Annotated in this window: 15 protein-coding genes; 6 read left to right on the forward strand and 9 right to left on the reverse strand. The window is 72.7% G+C overall.

Going from position 1 to position 16,286, the window contains the following annotated elements; translation table 11 throughout:
* The first annotated feature begins 72 nt into the window (after nucleotides 1-72).
* Both AB0E02_RS24320 and AB0E02_RS24325 read left to right on the forward strand, forming a co-directional pair.
* On the forward strand, nucleotides 73-918 hold the full coding sequence (locus AB0E02_RS24320) for a helix-turn-helix transcriptional regulator (protein ID WP_362142573.1): 846 nt from the start codon (nucleotides 73-75) through the stop codon (nucleotides 916-918).
* Nucleotides 897-1,112, forward strand: a complete 216-nt coding sequence (locus AB0E02_RS24325; protein WP_362142575.1) for a DUF397 domain-containing protein — start codon at nucleotides 897-899, stop codon at nucleotides 1,110-1,112. Before AB0E02_RS24320 ends, AB0E02_RS24325 begins: the two co-directional genes overlap by 22 nt.
* On the opposite strand, the gene AB0E02_RS24330 is transcribed toward AB0E02_RS24325, so the two are convergent.
* From AB0E02_RS24330 to AB0E02_RS24365, 8 genes are all read right to left on the reverse strand, one after another.
* Nucleotides 1,109-2,281, reverse strand: a complete 1,173-nt coding sequence (locus tag AB0E02_RS24330; protein WP_362142577.1) for a ferritin-like protein — start codon at nucleotides 2,279-2,281, stop codon at nucleotides 1,109-1,111. The genes AB0E02_RS24325 and AB0E02_RS24330 overlap by 4 nt on opposite strands.
* Nucleotides 2,278-4,263, reverse strand: a complete 1,986-nt coding sequence (locus AB0E02_RS24335; RefSeq protein WP_362142578.1) for a GMC family oxidoreductase — start codon at nucleotides 4,261-4,263, stop codon at nucleotides 2,278-2,280. The genes AB0E02_RS24330 and AB0E02_RS24335 overlap by 4 nt, the downstream gene beginning before the upstream one ends.
* The gene (locus AB0E02_RS24340; protein WP_362142580.1) at nucleotides 4,260-5,045 is read right to left on the reverse strand and encodes a hypothetical protein; all 786 of its coding nucleotides are present in this window, start codon (nucleotides 5,043-5,045) and stop codon (nucleotides 4,260-4,262) included. Before AB0E02_RS24340 ends, AB0E02_RS24335 begins: the two co-directional genes overlap by 4 nt.
* Before the next feature lie 230 nt (nucleotides 5,046-5,275).
* Entirely contained in the window at nucleotides 5,276-8,449 is a 3,174-nt protein-coding gene (locus AB0E02_RS24345) for an efflux RND transporter permease subunit (protein WP_362142582.1), read from the reverse strand.
* 202 nt (nucleotides 8,450-8,651) lie between these two features.
* Nucleotides 8,652-9,338 (reverse strand): response regulator transcription factor, encoded by a 687-nt coding sequence (locus tag AB0E02_RS24350; RefSeq protein WP_362142583.1) that lies wholly within the window; start codon nucleotides 9,336-9,338, stop codon nucleotides 8,652-8,654.
* Nucleotides 9,335-10,636, reverse strand: a complete 1,302-nt coding sequence (locus AB0E02_RS24355) for a sensor histidine kinase (RefSeq protein ID WP_362142585.1) — start codon at nucleotides 10,634-10,636, stop codon at nucleotides 9,335-9,337. The genes AB0E02_RS24350 and AB0E02_RS24355 overlap by 4 nt, the downstream gene beginning before the upstream one ends.
* Nucleotides 10,637-10,762: 126 nt before the next feature.
* A complete protein-coding gene (locus tag AB0E02_RS24360; RefSeq protein WP_362142587.1) occupies nucleotides 10,763-11,041 on the reverse strand; it encodes a hypothetical protein in 279 nt (92 codons plus the stop codon).
* A gap of 64 nt (nucleotides 11,042-11,105) precedes the next feature.
* The gene (locus AB0E02_RS24365; RefSeq protein WP_307810944.1) at nucleotides 11,106-11,906 is read right to left on the reverse strand and encodes a PspA/IM30 family protein; all 801 of its coding nucleotides are present in this window, start codon (nucleotides 11,904-11,906) and stop codon (nucleotides 11,106-11,108) included.
* 284 nt (nucleotides 11,907-12,190) lie between these two features.
* On the opposite strand from AB0E02_RS24365, the gene AB0E02_RS24370 reads away from it, so the two are divergent.
* The gene (locus AB0E02_RS24370; RefSeq protein WP_030415432.1) at nucleotides 12,191-12,787 is read left to right on the forward strand and encodes a DUF3043 domain-containing protein; all 597 of its coding nucleotides are present in this window, start codon (nucleotides 12,191-12,193) and stop codon (nucleotides 12,785-12,787) included.
* Between the two features lie 80 nt (nucleotides 12,788-12,867).
* Here AB0E02_RS24370 and AB0E02_RS24375 read toward each other — a convergent pair whose 3' ends face one another.
* On the reverse strand, nucleotides 12,868-13,083 hold the full coding sequence (locus AB0E02_RS24375) for a hypothetical protein (RefSeq protein ID WP_362142590.1): 216 nt from the start codon (nucleotides 13,081-13,083) through the stop codon (nucleotides 12,868-12,870).
* Nucleotides 13,084-13,204: 121 nt separating this feature from the next.
* Between AB0E02_RS24375 and AB0E02_RS24380 the strand changes: the two genes are divergently transcribed.
* The 3 genes from AB0E02_RS24380 to cobT all read left to right on the forward strand — a co-directional run bounded on the left by AB0E02_RS24380 (nucleotide 13,205) and on the right by cobT (nucleotide 16,228).
* Complete coding sequence (locus AB0E02_RS24380) at nucleotides 13,205-14,482, forward strand: bifunctional adenosylcobinamide kinase/adenosylcobinamide-phosphate guanylyltransferase (protein WP_362142592.1); 1,278 nt, start codon at nucleotides 13,205-13,207, stop codon at nucleotides 14,480-14,482.
* Between the two features lie 62 nt (nucleotides 14,483-14,544).
* Nucleotides 14,545-15,171 carry a hypothetical protein gene (locus tag AB0E02_RS24385; protein WP_362142594.1) on the forward strand — a complete coding sequence of 209 codons (627 nt, stop codon included), beginning with the start codon at nucleotides 14,545-14,547 and terminating at the stop codon, nucleotides 15,169-15,171.
* A 10-nt stretch (nucleotides 15,172-15,181) separates the two neighbouring features.
* Nucleotides 15,182-16,228, forward strand: coding sequence for a nicotinate-nucleotide--dimethylbenzimidazole phosphoribosyltransferase (gene cobT, locus AB0E02_RS24390; protein WP_362142596.1), 1,047 nt, complete (start codon nucleotides 15,182-15,184; stop codon nucleotides 16,226-16,228).
* The last annotated feature ends 58 nt before the right edge of the window (nucleotides 16,229-16,286 follow it).

Genomic DNA, 16,286 nt, shown 5'->3' on the forward strand with positions numbered 1-16,286 from the left:
GAGTGAGGCGAGCTCTCAACAGGGGCCTTGCGTCCACCTGTTGAGCGTGGGACGACGGAGAGACGAGACGCCATGAAGTTCACGCCCAAGGAACTGACCCCGTACCTGTCCGCCCGGCACTACTTCGGGTCGGAGCAGCGCCGGCACCGCGAGCTGGCGAGACTGTCGCTGGTGCAGCTGGCGGACATCGTGAACTTCAGCAAGAGCACGTTGGGGCGGGTGGAGGTCGCCGAGTTGCTGCCCCCGCCGGAGCTTCCGGCCGCGCTGGACGCGGCGTTCGGCACGGACAAGCACTTCCACGGGCTGTACCAGCTCGCCCGGAAGGAGTCGCATCCCGACCAGTTCCGCAGGCTCATGGACCTCGAAGCGGAGGCAGAGGTCATCGAAGCCTTCGCGACGCTCATCATGCCCGGATTGCTGCAGACGGCGGACTATGCCCGCACCCTGCTCAGCCAGCCTGCCGGAGTGACACCGGAGCTGATCGAGGAACGCGTACAGGTTCGCCTCGGCCGCCAGGAGCGCCTGCGCTCCTCAACGCCTCCGCGCTATTGGGCCATTCTCGACGAGGCCATCCTCTACCGGCCGGTCGGTGGCCCCAGGGTCATGCACGACCAGCTCAAGGCCCTGCTTCCGCTGATCGATACGCCGACCACCAAGATCCAGGTGCTTCCCTTCGCGCACGGTGGATACGAGCTGATGGACGGCCCCACGCTGCTCCTGAGGCTGCCGGGCGGAAAGGTCGCGGCGTACGACGAATACCGGGGCCGTGGCCACCTGATGGAGGACCCTGGAGAAGTGAACCGGCGCTGGGCGAGCTACGACGCGCTCCGGGCGTACGCTCTTCCCCCACAGGACTCAGCAGACCTGATCCGGCATGCGATGAAGGGGTATGAGCAATGCGCAGCAGCGCCGAACTGAGCAACGCCATCTGGCGCAAGAGCACCTACAGCAACAACGCCGCCGGCGACTGCATCGAGATTGCTGACAACATCCCCGGCCTCGTCCCCGTCCGGGACAGCAAGGACCCCGGCGGCCCCGCCATATGCATCGGCGAGGCCGCGTGGGCCGCGTTCGTCGGGATGGTCAAGGACGGGTCGTCCCTGGGCGGTTAGTGGGACGGGACGGGTGAGAGGTCGATCGGCTGGCCGGGCTCCAGGCCGGCCAGCCGTAGGTTTTCCTCGACCGTGGGGCCGACGGTGTCGAACTGGGACTGCTCCAGTTCGAAGGTGGGGCTGGCGTAGAGGCCCCGGGCGGCCAGTTTCGGGTCGGGGTGCGGGTTGCGGTAGAGCTGCTCGGAGCGGTCGCGGAGTTCCAGCATGGTGGGGATCGCGAGGGCCATCGCGCGCGGAGTGCCGTTGAACGCCGTGTGGAGGTAGCGCAGCAGCGCCGCGTAACGGGTGTTGAAGGCGACCGCCTGCTCGTGGACCGCGCTGGTCGTGGCGTACTTCCGGTAGTCGGCGATCTTGGAGTCGCCGTGGATGGGGTACGCGTCGTCCCAGGTGACGTCGATCAGGGGGCCGCTGGGTGGGTCGGCGGGGGTGTCGTGGGGGCCGTAACTGCGGCCGGTGTAGATCTCGTTGAAGCGGAAGTAGTGGGCGAGCTGGCGCTGTTCGCCGAAGATCAGGTCGTCGCTGTCCCAGATCGTGCCGTCGGTGCCCTCGCCCTGCTCGCTGATCACCCGGATGGCCAGCTGGGCCGACTTCAGGTCGTGGACGGCGAAGACCTCGCCGCCGGAGTTGTAGAAGTCGTCCGGGCCGACCTGGCGGGTGGCGGGGCCGGTGAAGACCGCGGCCTCGCCCTGTTCCTTGACGAGGTGCTCCAGGCCCTGGCGGATGGCGTCGTAGAACTGGCCGATCGACGTCCAGCCGTCGCCCGGCTTGGGCTTGGGGGCCAGCTTGCGGGGCGTTTCGATGGTGAGGAACGTGCGGAGGGCCGCGGGTGAGAAGTGCTGGAGGCCGATGAGGGGCAGTCGGTCGCTGCTGAAGGGGAGTTTGGCGGGGTACTTGGCGACGAACCGGGAGTGGCCGACGTCCGGGGTGCCGCCGACCGCGTTGAGGAGGTTCGCGGCGAGCGTCATATGGAGCATTTCCTCCAACAGGACGCTGCGGATGGTGAAGTGGGCGGGGCGGTTGGTGCCGGAGTGGATCGAGTACATGCCGGTCATGTAGACCGGGATGGTGAGGTGTTCCACCTCCAGGGCCGCCTGGAGGTACGCGCGCAGGGTCTTCAGGTCCTTGGGGATGCCGAATCCCTGGGCGTCCAGGGCGAGGGCGGTGATCACGCGGTCACCTTCTCCTTCTCCGGGGTCTCCGGCCGTTCCGTGCTCGTCCCCTCCGGGGTGCGGACGTTCACCGGGCGGCGGGCGGCCGCGAGGTCGCGGTGGATCTGGGCGGCGCTGCGCAGGGCCAGCGCCAGCATCGTGAGCGTGGGGTTGCTGGTGCCGATCGACGGCATGCTGCCGCAGCCGATGGCGTAGAGGTTGGGGTGGTCGTGGGTGCGCTGGTCGGCGTTGACCACGGACGTCTTGGGGTCGGTGCCCATGATGTGGGTGCCGGCTCCGTGGCCGGCGCCGCTGTAGGCGAGGTCCAGGGTCTGCCCGTCGACCGTGTGGACGAAGTGGCCGAGGGGCGGGACGCCGTCGTGCGGGGCGTGGTCGGTGTAGTCGGTGGCGCCGAGCCGCGCGAAGATCTCCTGGGCGACGAGGCGGGCGGCGAACAGGCCGGTGCGTACGTGGTCGTCGAGGTTGTAGGTGAGGATCGGCCGGGGGTTGCCCATCGCGTCGCGGTGGCGGGCGGGGTCGATGGTGACGCGGTTGCCGGGGTCGGCGGACTGCTCGACGGCGATCTGCAGTTGCAGCTGGCGGCCGATGGAGCTGCCGAGCAGCCGGCGCAGTTCGGGGCCGAAGACGCCGTCGGGCCGGACGTTGCCGGCCTTGTCGCCGCCGAGGCCGAGCGCGGTGGCGACGTTGCTCATGGGCGCGCCGGTGGCCCAGCCCCAGCCCCAGTTGCCGATCTCGATGCGGAACGGGGCGCGGGTGCGGCGCCCGGGGCCGCCGCGGAAGACCTCCCAGCCGGAGGTGTGGCCCGGGCCGCGGAACGGCCCGACCGGCCCGCCGGCCTCGGGGGCGAGCGCCCAGTTGAGGATCGTGGGGTGGTCCATCAGGTTGCGGCCGACCTGCCCGCTGGCGTTGGCGAGGCCGGAGAAGAGCAGCAGCCGGGCGTTCTCGATGGCGTGCGCGGCGAGTACCACCACGTCCGCCTCGGCCAGGTAGGAGCGGCTGGCCGGGGAGGCGGGGTCGGTGTAGGTGCGGTATTCGACTCCGGTCACGGTGCCGGCCGAGGTGGCCCGGACCCGGGTGACCACGCACCGGGTGGCCAGGGTGACGGACGGCGGCCAGGCGGCCTGGAGGCGCAGCGGATGGGATTTGGCCTGGACCGGACAGATGGGGACGCAGCTGGCGTTGCCCACGCAGCGCTCGCCGTAGTTGGGCAGGCCGACGGCGCCCTCGATGCGGTACGGGTCTTGGTAGGCGGGGTTCGGGGTGGAGTTGCGGGCCTGGGGCAGGCCGAACGTCCGCAGGGTGTACGGGAGTTGAGCCACCGTGTCGTCGATGACCGCGTCCGCCAGGCGGGCGTCGCAGTACTGGTCGATATAGCTCTGCGGGATGTGGTGCATCGGGTACTCGTAGGCGGGGTCGGTGACCACGCCGAGTTCCTTCTGCTCCTGGGCGTGGCCGGCGACGCCGAGTTCCCGCTCGGCCTCGGCGTACCAGGGCTGGAGGTCCTCGGCGGTGAGCGGCCAGTCCAGGCCGTAGGAGTAGCTGCTGTGGGTGGCGAAGTCGTCCGGGAGCATCCGGGGGACGGCGCCGAGCCAGTGCATGGCGGCGCCGCCCAGCTCCCGCAAGTAGTCTGTGCCGTAGGGGAGTTGGCCGTTCTGGACGAAGTAGCCGTGGGCGGTGAACTCAGGCTTGCCGGCTTGCGGGTTGCGCACCGGGGCGAGGTCGAGGACGTCCGGGGAGGGGGCGGCCTTGTTGGGGCGGTAGGCGGAGTTGGGGACCTTGGCCACGGCCGAGTAGAAGGTGGACAGTGAGTCCAGGTAGCCGGGCCAGGTCTCGGTGCCGCCGTTGCCGGCCTCCAGGACGAGGACCTGCCAGCCCTGGGCGCCCAGGCGCTTGGCGAGGGCGGAGCCGGCCCAGCCGCCGCCGACGATGATCGCGTCGTAGCGGCGGCGGGCTGCGCCCTCCGCGGAGACGGTCTCGCTCATGACGTGCCCTCCTCGGGGGTGACGGGGACCTCGGGGGTGTCGATGACCTTGGGGGTGGCTGCGGCTGCAGAGGCCGCCGCGGCTCCAGGGGCGGCCGCGGTGGGGACGGCGGACGGGGGGACGTCGCGGCTGACGCGCTGGCCGGGGAGCAGGTGGGCGGGGATGTCCTCCGGGGGGACCTCGGCGGCCAGGCCGGTGCGGTAGGGGACGTCCGCGAGGCCGAGGTCCGCGCGCAGGCGGGCGGTGTCGGGCAGCTCGGGGGGTGCAACGGCCCAGGTGCCGAAGCCCGGCGGTTTGGCGCCCGCCGGGTGGCCGTGGAAGGTGCGCCAGACCAGGCCCTCCGCGTAGGCGCTCGGCGTGGGGACGAACTCGGTGTTGGCGCTCTCGCGCCGCAGATCGGCGTGCGCGGCCGGGGCGAGACGCGGCCAGGCACCGGTGTACCAGAGGTAGATCAGCGCCCGGGCCACCTCGCGATGGGTGGGGGTGAGCACCTCGGGGCCGTGCCCTTCCGCGACGGCGCGTTTCCAGGCGGCCCAGAACGCGGCGAAGCGGTCCTCGCCGACCTGACGTCGGGCGGTGTCGAGGTAGAGCCGGGCGGTGCCGGTGGCGTGCAGGTCGAACGCGGCGAAGCCGGTGAGCGGGACGCAGTGGGTGACGAAGTCGGTGATTTCGTCGGGGAGTTGGGCGGGGAGGTGGCCTGCGGGTTCTTCGGACGAATCGTGCAGCCCGTCGCCGGGGAGTTCGTGCGGCTCGCCGTCGGCGGGCGATGCGGGGACGGTCATCGTTCTCCTCCCGGAGCGGCATATGCGGCATATACCGGTGGCCATGCTTCTCAACTCCGGCCCATGCATGCCGACATGCAGGCATAAACCACTGAAAGGCGTATGACGGGAGGTCAGTTGGAGGACGCGGAGCCACCGGCGTGCGGGTGGGGCGCGCTGCGCGGGCGGCTATGAAGGAGCCCCCGCGGCCGGCATGCGGCTGCGGGGGCTCGTCCGGGAGGGCGGGGTCGTCAGACCCTCACGTGCTCCGGGGTGGGCTCGGTCTCATCGGCCGGGGTGCCGGCCTTGTCGGCACGCTTGGCGGCCTTCTTCTTCGTGCGGCGTTCCTTGCGGAGTTCGATCATCGCGTAGAGCGTCGGGACGAGGAGGAGGGTGAGCAGGGTGGAGCTGATCAGGCCACCGATCACGACCACGGCCAGCGGCTGGGAGATGAAGCCGCCGTCGCCGGTGATGGACGCGGCCATCGGCAGCAGCGCCATGATCGTGGCCAGGGCGGTCATCAGGATCGGGCGGAGCCGGTGCCGGCCGCCCTCGACGACCGCCTCGACGACGCCGTAGCCCTGGGCCCGGTACTGGTTGATCAGGTCGATCAGCACGATGGCGTTGGTGACCACGATGCCGATCAGCATCAGCATGCCGATCATCGCCGGGACGCCCAGCGGGGTGCCGGTGGCGAGCAGCAGGCCGACCGCGCCGGTGGCCGCGAACGGGATGGAGACCAGCAGGATCAGCGGCTGGATCAGCGACCGGAAGGTGCCGACCAGCAGCATGAAGACGATCGCGATGGCGGCCAGCATGGCCAGGCCGAGCGAGGAGAACGCGTCGGACTGGTCCTGGGAGACGCCGCCGATGGTGGCGGTCGCGCCCTCCGGCAGCTTCAGGCCGTTGATCTTGGTCTGCAGCTCGGTGCTGACCGCGCCGGTGTTGTCGCCGGTCGGCTTGGCGGTGATGGTCGCCGAGCGGGCCCCGTCGATCCGGGTCATCTGGACCGGGCCGGGCACGGTCTTGACCGTGGCGAGGGTGCCGAGCGGCACCGGGCCGGCCGGGGTCGGGATCGCCAGCTTCTTCAACTGGGCCTCGGTGGTGGCCGGGTGGGCCGCCTTGATGACGATGTCCCGCTCGGTGTTGTCCAGGACGGCCGTGCCGGTGGTGGTGCCGCGGACCGCCTGGGCGACGGCGCCGCCCAGCGTGGTCTGGTTGTAACCGGCCGCGGCGGCCTTGGCGTTGGGCGTGACGGAGATCCGCGGCACGCTCTGCGCGAGGTCGCTCTGGACGTCGGTGACGTGGTCGAGTCCGGCGACGGCCGTGCGGACCTGCTCACTGGCCCGCTTCAGCACATCGGCGTCGCCGGCCTTGACGACCACGCTGAGGTCCTGGTTGCCGAAGCCGCCGCCCGCGGTGATCGTGGTGTCGCCGATGGCCGGGCCGAGCTTGTCGAGCTCCGTGCGCAGATGGTCGGTGACCTTGCCGGAGTCCGCCGAGTCCTTCAGCTTGACCTGGTAGGACGCCTGGTTGGCGCCGGTGCCGCCGCCGAAGGCCGCCATGAAGCCGGAGGAGCCGACGGTGACCTGGTAGTCGGCGATGTCGTCGTCGGCCGCGAGCAGCTTCTCGACCTTCTTCGCCTGGGTGTCGGACGCGCCGAGGCTGGTGCCGGGCTTGAGCTCCTGCTTGACGGTCAGGGTGTCCTGGTCGCCCTGGTCGAAGAAGTTGGTCTTCAGCAGGGGGCCCATGGCGAACGTGCCGATGAGGACGACGACCGCGATGACCAGGCTGGTGACCCGGCGGCGGGTGGCGAAGCGCAGGACCGGGACGTAGAGCCGCTGCAGGGCGCTGCGGGTCTCCTTCTCCTCGGCCTGGCGGCGCAGTTCGTCCGCCGTGGTGCCCTCGGGGATCTGCGGGGCGCGCAGGAACCAGTACGACAGGACCGGGACGACCGTGAGGGAGACGATCAGCGAGGAGAGCAGGGCGACGGTGACGGTCAGCGAGAACGAGCCGAAGAGCGCGCCGACCATGCCGCCGACCACGCCGATCGGGAGGAACACCGCGACGGTGGTGAGGGTCGAGGAGGTGATCGCGCCGGAGACCTCCTTGACGGCGGAGAGGATGGCCTCGCGGCGCTCCTCGCCGTAGCCCAGGTGCCGCTTGATGTTCTCCAGGACGACGATGGAGTCGTCGACGACCCGGCCGATCGCGATGGTGAGCGCGCCGAGGGTGAGCATGTTCAGGGACAGGTCACCGGTCCACAGCACGATCAGGGTGATGACGACCGAGAGCGGGATGGAGACCGCGGTGACCAGCGTCGAGCGCAGGCTGAGCAGGAAGACCAGGATGACGATGACGGCCATGGCCAGGCCGAGCATGCCCTCGGTGGTCAGCGACTCGATGGACTTGGAGACCGCCGGGCCCTGGTCGGAGACGACCGTGACGGAGGTGCCCTCGCCGAGGTCCTGATGGATCTTCGGGAGCTTGTCCTTGACCGCGTCGGAGATCGCGACCGCGCTGCCGTCCTGGTCCATCGTCACCATGACGGCGAGGCTGGGCTTGCCGTTGGTGCGGGTCAGGGAGGTCGGCGCGGCCGGCTCCTCCTTGACGGTGGCGACGTCGCCGAGCCGGACCGCCTTGCCCGCGGACGGGCCGCCCGCGGCCCCACCGGCCCCCGCGGCCGGCGGGACGGTCAGGTCCTTGATCTGCGCGACGGAGGTGAAGCCGGCGCCGACCTGGACGGTCCTGCTCTGACCGTGCTCGGCGAACGAACCGGCCGGCACGGACGTGCCGCCGGCCTCCAGCGCCTGCCCGAGCGCCTGCGCGGTCAGCCCGGCGGCGGCGAGCTTCTTGTCGTCGGGGGTGACCGCGACGATCCGGTCCTGGACACCGCTGACGGTGACCTGGCTGACCCCGTCGATGTTCTTCAGGTCCGGGACGACGCCGCGGTTGAGCTGGTCGGCGAGGGTCTGCTGGTCCTTCGTGGAAGAGGAGACGGCGAGGACGACGGTGGGGATGTCGTCCGTCGAGCCGGCCACGACCTGCGGGTCGACGTCCTTGGGCAGCTTGGCCCGGGCCCGGTTGACGGCCTGCTGGACGTCGGCGACCAGGCGCTTGGAATCGTTGCCGTAGTCGAACTGGGCCATGATGACGCCCGAGCCCTCGCTGGACGTCGAGGTGACGCTCTTGATGCCGTCGACCGCCTGGACACCGTCCTCCAGCGGCTCGATCACCTGCTTCTCGACGACATCGGGCGAGGCGCCCTGGTACGGCGCGAGCACGGAGACCATCGGGAGTTCGATGGAGGGCAGGAGCTGCTGCTTGAGCTGGGGTATCGCGATGGCGCCGAAGGCGATCGCGACGATCGACATCAGCGCTATCAGGCCCCGTTGTACGAGGCTGAGCCGGGACAGCCAGGACATGGGTGGGGTCTCTCTCTTCTGTTCTGAAGGCGGGACGGTCGGCCGGGCCGGAGCGGGCAGGCGCCCTTCGTCGGGGCCGACGGCGGGGGCCCATTGCGGGCCCACTTACACCTTCGGCCATGACCAGGCCGGTTTTCCTCGCTCGCAGGTCGGTTTCCGTCCCGGGGCCCGTACCGCGTTCGGAGTACGGGCCGCTCCACCTCTACTGCACCCGTGGGCGTACGAGGCCCGATTCGTAGGCGATGACGACCAGCTGTGCGCGGTCGCGCGCCCCGAGCTTGGCCATCGCCCGGTTGACGTGCGTCTTGACGGTGAGCGGGCTGACCGCGAGCTGTTCGCCGATCTCGTCGTTGGACAGTCCGCCGGCCACCAGGACGAGCACCTCGCGCTCCCGGCCGGTCAGCATCGTCAGCCGCTCGGCGCCCGGGCCGTCGGGCCCGCCGTCGCCCGGACCGCTGCCCTGGGCGAGGAACTTGGCGATCAGGCCCTTGGTCGCCGCGGGCGACAGCAGCGCCTCACCGCCCGCCGCGATCCGGATCGCGCCGAGCATCTCGTCCGGTTCGGCGCCCTTGCCGAGGAAGCCGCTGGCGCCGTTGCGCAGCGACTGGACCACGTAGTCGTCGACCTCGAAGGTGGTCAGGATGACCACCCGGACGTCGGTGAGGTCCGGGTCCTCGCTGATCATGCGGGTGGCGGCCAGCCCGTCCACGCCGGGCATCCGGATGTCCATCAGGACGACGTCGGGCCGCTCGGCCTTGGTCAGTTCGTAGGCCTGCGCGCCGTCGGAGGCCTCCCCCACCACCCGCATGTCCGGTTCGGAATCGACCAGCACGCGGAACGCGCTGCGCAGCAGCGCCTGGTCGTCGGCGAGCAGCACCTTGATCGTCATGTCGTCTCCCCCGTACGGACGGTCTGCAGTGGAAGGGTGGCCCGCACCTGGAAGCCGCCGGCCGCGCGCGGGCCGGTCACGATCGTGCCGCCCAGCGCGTAGACCCGCTCGCGCATCCCGATCAGACCGTGGCCGCCGCCGTTGTCCTCCGGCCCGTCGGTGCCCCCGGCCGGCGGGCCGGACCGGTCGGCGGGCCGCCGGCCCGGCACGTGGGCCGTGCCCGCGCCGTCGTCGAGGACGGTCACGGTCAGCGCGGAGGCGTGGTACGCGATCCGGATGGTGGCCCGGGCGCCCTCCCCGGCGTGCTTGTGGACGTTGGTCAGCGCCTCCTGGACCACGCGGTAGGCGGTGAGGTCGACGGAGGCGGGCAGCGGGCCGGGGGCCTCGGGCACCTCCAGCTCCACCGGGAGCCCGGCGCGCACGAAGCCGTCGACGAGCTGGTCGAGCACGCCGAGGCCGGGCGCGGGCTCGGTCGGCGCCTTCGGGTCGTCGGACTGCCGCAACAGGCCGACCGTGGCGCGGAGTTCCTCCAGCGCCGAACGGGACGCCTCCCGGACGTGTGCGAGGGCCTGCTTGGCCTGGTCGGGGCGGTTGTCCATGACGTGCGAGGCGACCCCGGCCTGGACGTTGACCAGGGCGATGTGGTGGGCGACGACGTCGTGCAACTCCCGGGCGATGCGCAGCCGCTCCTCGGCGACCCGGCGGCGGGCCTCCTCCTCGCGGGTGCGCTCGGCCCGTTCGGCGCGTTCCCGGATGGCGTCGACGAAGGCGCGGCGGCTGCGGACCGCGTCGCCCGCGGCGGCGGCCATACCGGTCCAGGCGAAGATGCCGAGGTTCTCCTGGGCGTACCAGGGGCGGGGGCCGTAGAGCATCGCGGAGGCGGTCAGGACGACGACGGTGAGGGCGCCGATCCGCCAGGTCGTGGGGCGGTCGGTGCGGGAGGCGACGGTGTAGAGGGCGATCACCGCGGCGACCGCCACCGGGGCGCGCGGACTGCTCGCGCCGGCGACCAGCTCGACGAGGGTGAGGGTGCCGGTGGCCGCCAGGACCGAACGCGGCAGCCGGCGGCGCCATACGAGCGGGGCGCAGGCCAGCGCGGCCAGCACCACGGTGGTGACGGTCAGCTCGTGCGGGACGATGCGCGGTCCGTGGACCCGGTGCGGGTCGGCCACCGCCCCCAAGAGGATGCAGCCGAAGACGGCCACCGCCAGGGCCGCGTCGAACGCGAGGGGATGCGCCCGGCACCAGGCGAAGCGGCCGGCGCGGGCGGCGTCCGGGCGGGGGTCGAGGAGACTCACAACAGCAAACGGTAGCGCCCCGGTCCGCGGGGGACCGGGGCGCCGGGTGCCGGTGCACTGGAAAGGGGCGGCCGGTGGCGGCCGGCCGCAGGGGCGCGGACGGCCGGGTGGCCGTCCGCGGCGGGTTCAGCCCGGGATCAGGCCGTCGTCGCTGAGCATCTCCCGGACCTCGGCGAGCGTGGCGTCGGGGGACGGCAGGATCAGTTCGGACGGTTCGAGGGCGTCGTCGGGAAGCGGGGTGCCCATACGGCGCACCGCGTCCAGGAGAGCGGCGAGCGTGCGCCGGAAGCCGGCCTCGTCGCCGCTCTCCATCTCTTCGAGCAGTTCGTCGTCCAGCTTGTTGAGCTCGATGAAGTGGGCATCGTCCAGCTTCACCTGGCCCTCCCCCATGATCCGTACGATCACGACGGTCTCCCTTGGTCCGCTCCGACGGTCTCGCGATCCCTGCGAGGCTAACCGCCGCCGCTCGTCACTGCTTGTCGAAACGCGGCTGGTCCTGCTGCGGGGCGGGCCGGCCCTGGCCGCCCTGACCGCTCTCGATGGCCTGCTGGCCGGCCGACGAACCGCCCGCGAGCTCGGCCTTCATCCGCTGCAGCTCCAGCTCGACGTCGCTGCCGCCGGAGAGCCGGTCCAGCTCGGCGGTGATGTCGTCCTTGGCCATGCCGGACGGGTCGTCCAGCGCGCCGGACGCCATCAGCTCGTCGATCGCACCGGCCCGGGCCTGCAGCTGCGCGGTCTTGTCCTCCGCGCGCTGGATGGCCAGACCGACGTCGCCCATCTCCTCGGAGATGCCGGAGAACGCCTCGCCGATCCGGGTCTGCGCCTGGGCCGCCGTGTACGTCGCCTTGATCGTCTCCTTCTTCGTGCGGAAGGCGTCGACCTTGGCCTGCAGCCGCTGCGCGGCGAGCGTGAGCTTCTCCTCCTCACCCTGCAGCGTCTGGTGCTGCGTCTCCAGGTCCGTGACCTGCTGCTGCAGCGCGCTGCGCCGGGTCAGCGCCTCGCGGGCCAGGTCCTCACGGCCGAGCGCCAGCGCCTTGCGGCCCTGGTCCTCCAGCTTCGCGGACTGGCCCTGGAGCTGGTTGAGCTGCAGCTCCAGGCGCTTGCGGGAGGTCGCCACATCGGCGACGCCGCGGCGTACCTTCTGCAGCAGCTCCAGCTGCTTCTGGTACGAGTAGTCGAGGGTCTCGCGCGGGTCTTCGGCCCGGTCCAGGGCCTTGTTGGCCTTCGCGCGGAAGATCATCCCCATCCGCTTCATGACACCATCGCTCATGGGCCTCGCGCGCCCCCTTCTGACCGACTTGCATCGGGCTTAGGCTCCAGCACATCTACAGACCCCACAGTACGGGCCCTGGTTCCATTACCGCACTGTTCGCGCCCGGATGCGCTCCTCCTCCAGGACGATCGGGACGGCCTTTTCTCCCGCGCAAGGAGTAGGGAAGGGGTTGCGGGGCGTCGCCGGACGGGGGGTCGGCGCCGCCTTCCGGGCGGTGCCGTTGCCGGATCGTGCCCGTCGGCCCCTGGTCCCGGGGCGGCGACCACGTACTCTTGGGTGTTGTGTTCCGAAGCCGTTCGAAGGATGAGCAGGCCGCGACCGCCAAGGTGACCGCGGACCAGCCCCAGCAGCCCCGCGACCCGCAGGCCCCCAAGGGCCGCCCGACGCCCAAGCGCAGCGACTCCCAGTCGCAGCGCCGGGCCCGTGCGCACACCCCCACCAACCGCAAGGACGCGGCGAAGGCCCAGCGTGAGGCCCGCCGCGCCGATATGGCCCGGCAGCGCGAGGCGCTGGCCAACGGCGACGAGCGGTACCTCCCGGTGCGGGACAAGGGACCCGTGCGCCGGTTCGCCCGGGACTACGTCGACTCGCGCTGGTGCGTCGCGGAGTTCTTCCTGCCGATGGCCGTGGTGATCCTGGTGCTGACCATGGTCCGGGTGCCGTCGATCCAGAGCATCGCGCTGCTGCTGTGGCTCGTGATCATCGTGCTGATCGTGCTGGACTCGATCCTGATCTGGTTCCGCCTGAGCAAGCGGCTGCAGGAGAAGTTCCCGAACGAGAACCTCAAGGGCGTGAAGGCCTACGCGGTCATGCGCACGCTCCAGATGCGGCGGCTGCGGCTGCCGAAGCCGCAGGTCAAGCGGGGCCAGCGGCCGTAACTCTCGAATTTCCGGATACGACGAAGGGCCGGATCCGCCGGGCGGCGGGTCCGGCCCTTCGTGCTGTCCGGGCGGGCCGCTCAGTCCTCGTCGGCCGCCTTGAGGCTCATCGGGCCGGCGTAGATCTCCTGGCCGTCCTCGAAGAGGCGGACCTGCTCGACGCCGCCTTCGAGGAGGGCCTTCCACTCCTCGCCGATCCAGGATTCCGCGTCGCCCTGCGTCGTGAACTCCTCCGGCTCCACGGCGGGTACCGCCTCCGTACCGTCCGCCTTCTCGAACCGCCACGTCCACGCCATGTCCGCCTCCTGGTCCCACCGGGTACGTGAAGTCGTGCTTCCGTGCTGATCGAGAGCCTAACGGCCGTGTCGAGTCCGCCCCCGCCGCGCTCACCGGGAGCGGACGCGAGAAACTCGCGGTGTGGATGTGACTCTCCTCGGCACCGGGGCCCCGCTGGGACTGCCGCGGCCCGGCTGCCCGTGTGCCGCCTGTGCGACCGCCGTCGGCGACGAGGCGCGGGCGGCGACCGCGCTGCTGGTCGACGGCGCGCTGCTGATCGATCTGACGCCGGGTCCGGCCTTCGCGGCCGCCCGCGCCGGGCAGTCGCTGGCGGGCGTACGGCAGGTGCTGCTGTCGCATCCGCACGAGGGGCCGGCGATGGAGGTGCCGGCCGGGCTGCCGACCCCGGGCCGGGTCGCGGACGGCCGGGAACTGGCGCTGCTCGACGGGCACCGGATCCGGGCCCTCGCGGTGGACATCCCGGGCACCGCGTACGAGATCTCCGGGCCCGCCGGTGAGCGGCTGCTGTATCTGCCGCCGGGCGCGGCACCGGCCGGGCTGGTGGACGGGAACGGGATCGCCGGCGGCGGCTACGACGGCGCCGGCGGGAACGGCCCGTACGACCTGGTGCTGCTCGACGTCCTGGGGCGGCCGGACGCGCTGGCGCGGCTGCGGGCGAGCGGGGCGGTGGACGCGGCGACGGACGTGGTGGCGGTGCACCTCGACCACGACGTGCCGCCGGGGCCCGAACTCCACCGCAGGCTGGCGGCGGTGGGGGCGCGGGCGGTGCCGGACGGCAGTTCGCTGGTGGTCGGCGAGTACCACGCGGTGCCGGACCTGCCGCGCCGGACGCTGGTGCTCGGCGGGGCGCGCAGCGGGAAATCGGTGGAGGCGGAGCGGCGGCTGGCGGCGTTCCCGGACGTGCTGTACGTCGCCACCGGCGGCAGCCGGGACGGCGACGCGGACTGGGCGGCGCGGGTCTCGCTGCACCGGGAGCGGCGGCCCAGCAGCTGGCGGACCGTCGAGACCTGCGATCTGGTGCCGCTGCTGGCCGAGGACGGGGCCGGCGGGGCTTCGGGGGCGGACCGGCCGGGCGGCGGTTCGCCGCTGCTCATCGACTGTCTGGCGCTGTGGCTGACGCACGCCATGGACGAGGTCGGGGCGTGGGACGACGCGACCTGGGAGGGCGGCGGCCGGAAGGCGCTGCGGGAGCGGACCGACGCGCTGGTGGCGGCGGTGCGGGCGACGCAGCGGCCGGTGGTGGCGGTCAGCAACGAGGTCGGCTCGGGGGTGGTGCCGGCGACGCCGGCGGGCCGCCGGTTCCGGGACGAACTGGGGCGGCTGAACGCGTCGTTCGGCGCCGAGTGCGAGCAGGTGCTGCTGGTCGTCGCGGGTCAGGCGCTTGCGCTGCGCGGATGACGCGGGCCCGGCCGCGCCCGTGTCCGCTTGCCCGGGGGCGCGCCGCCGGGTGCTCTTGAACCGTGACCGGATACGGGCTGACCGAGTGTGTGGACGCGGCCGTGCGTGCCTATCTGGCGGAGCGCCCGGAGGCGACCGTGGTCGCGCTGGACGAGGGGCTCGGCACCGGCTTCTGGCGGCTGGACAACGGGCGGCTGTACTGGCTGTCGGTGCTGCCGGAGGAGGCCGCCGCGGTGCGCCGGATGCTGCTGCCGGACACCGCCCGGCGGCACACCCTCGCCCGGGAGCCGGCCGGCCGGGAGTGGCCGGCCGCGGTGCCCGGGACGTCCCGTGGGGTGGTGGTGATCGCGGCCGGGGTGCTGCGGCGGCTGCCGCTGCCGGCCGGGCGGGCGCTGCTGGCGGCGTGCGCGGCGCGGTTCCCCGACGGTGCGCTGGTCTTCGACGCGCTGCCGCGGCGCGCGGCCGCCCTGGTCGCGGGCCGTCCGGGCCTGGTACCGGGGTACGTCCGCCGGCCGGCGCCGGGGCGGCACCGGCCGCCGGTCCCACGGGCGTTGCGGCCGCGGGTGTACGAGGTCCGCTTCGCGGCCGGGCCCGCTTCCGTACCGGAGGGCGAGCGGCCGCGGCGGGGCGGGAGCGGGGCCGGCGACGGCGGCCGCAACCCCGCCGCACGCCGAACGCATTGCCGGTAATCTGCGGCCAATGAGCGCCCTGAACCTCGATGACTTCGCCCATCTGATCGAGCGCCCCGATGGCGGGGTGCGCCGTGACGCCGAGGAGCGGCGGGCGCGGCTGTCCGTACCGCCGGGCGCGCTCGGCCGCCTCGACGAGCTCGGCGAGTGGCTGGCCGGCGCGCAGGCGCAGGTGCCGGTGCGGCCGATCCGGCAGGCCCGGGTGGTGCTGTTCGCCGGTGATCACGGGGTGGCGGAGCTGGGCGTCTCGGCCCGGCCGGCCGGCGGGACGAAGGACCTGGTCCGGGCGGTGCTGGACGGCGCGAGCCCGGCCGCGGTGCTGGCCCGGGGCGCCGGGGCGCAGCTGCGCGTGGTGGACATGGCGGTGGACTGCGACCCCGGGGAGCTGCCCGAGGAGGTCACCCGCCACCGGGTGCGGCGCGGCAGCGGCCGGATCGACGTCGAGGACGCGCTGACCGCCGAGGAGGCCGAGGCGGCGTTCCGGGCCGGGATGGCGGTCGCGGACGAGGAGGCGGACGCCGGTACGGACCTGGTGGTGCTGGGCGATCTGAGCGTCGGAGGCACGACCGCGGCGAGCACCCTGGTCGCCGCGCTGTGCGGCACGGACGCCTCGGTGGTCACCGGGCGCGGCGGGGCGCGGATCGACGACCTGGCGTGGATGCGCAAGTGCGCGGCGATCCGGGACGCGTTGCGGCGGGCCCGGCCGGTGCTCGGCGACCAGCTGGAGCTGCTGGCCACGGTCGGCGGCGCGGACCTGACCGCGATCACCGGGTTCCTGCTGCAGAGCGCGGTGCGCCGGACGCCGGTGATCCTGGACGGGGTGGTCTCGGCGGCCTGTGCGCTGGTGGCGCAGCGGGTGGCATTCCGGGCGCCGGACTGGTGGCTGGCCGGTCAGGCCAGCGGCGAGCCGGCGCAGGCCAAGGCGCTGGACCGGATCGCACTCAACCCTCTGCTCGACCACGGCGTCACTGCTGGCGAGGGGACGGGGGCGCTGCTGGCCCTGCCACTGGTGCAGGCGGCCGCGGCCCTGGCGGCAGAACTTCCCGTACACGACTGAGGTGCGCGCCGCCCCGGCCGGGGCGGCGCTCCTTCCCGCCCGTACCGGACCACCGGCG

It is taken from the genome of Streptomyces sp. NPDC048196, assembly GCF_040652715.1.
GTDB lineage: Bacteria > Actinomycetota > Actinomycetes > Streptomycetales > Streptomycetaceae > Streptomyces > Streptomyces siderophoricus.